This window comes from Devosia geojensis (assembly GCF_000969415.1).
Classification (GTDB): Bacteria; Pseudomonadota; Alphaproteobacteria; order Rhizobiales; family Devosiaceae; genus Devosia; species Devosia geojensis.
On the sequence record NZ_JZEX01000197.1, the window covers coordinates 1 to 540 of the forward strand.

The following is a 540-nucleotide window of genomic DNA, read 5'->3' on the forward strand; positions in this document are numbered from 1 at the left end:
CGACGCGCACCAAGCAGAACCGGCCGAGGCGAAACACCAGGTGCTCCGCAGTCGCGACCCCGTGCAGCAGCCCGAGGGCGTGGGTGCACAGGAACGCCGCTCGCAAGATGTACGGCCAGGCGATGGCGCTCTGCGAGGCCCAGACGTCGCACCAGACGACGATGAAGAGCATCAGCCCCGCGACCTTGGCGTGCGGTATCCACGAGGCGCGGCTGAGACCCAGCGGCCACGGTGGCGTCAGGTCCATGAAGGCCGGCGGTGGCGTCTCGCGCGAGACGCCACCGCCGGCCTTCATGGACCTGACGCCACCGTGGCCGCTGGGTCTCAGCCGCGCCTCGTGGATACCGCACGCCAAGGTCGCGGGGCTGATGCTCTTCATCGTCGTCTGGTGCGACGTCTGGGCCTCGCAGAGCGCCATCGCCTGGCCGTACATCTTGCGAGCGGCGTTCCTGTGCACCCACGCCCTCGGGCTGCTGCACGGGGTCGCGACTGCGGAGCACCTGGTGTTTCGCCTCGGCCGGTTCTGCTTGGTGCGCGTCG

The 540-nt window shown here is 70.0% G+C and carries 2 protein-coding genes; one reads left to right on the forward strand and one right to left on the reverse strand.

Annotated elements, in window-relative coordinates:
• Positions 1 to 295: hypothetical protein (locus VE25_RS22820; RefSeq protein ID WP_152664698.1), on the reverse strand; the 295-nt coding region annotated here is incomplete at its 3' end.
• Between VE25_RS22820 and VE25_RS20870 the strand changes: the two genes are divergently transcribed.
• A partial coding sequence (locus tag VE25_RS20870; RefSeq protein WP_152664699.1) for a hypothetical protein occupies positions 294 to 540 on the forward strand: 247 nt, incomplete at its 3' end. The genes VE25_RS22820 and VE25_RS20870 overlap by 2 nt on opposite strands.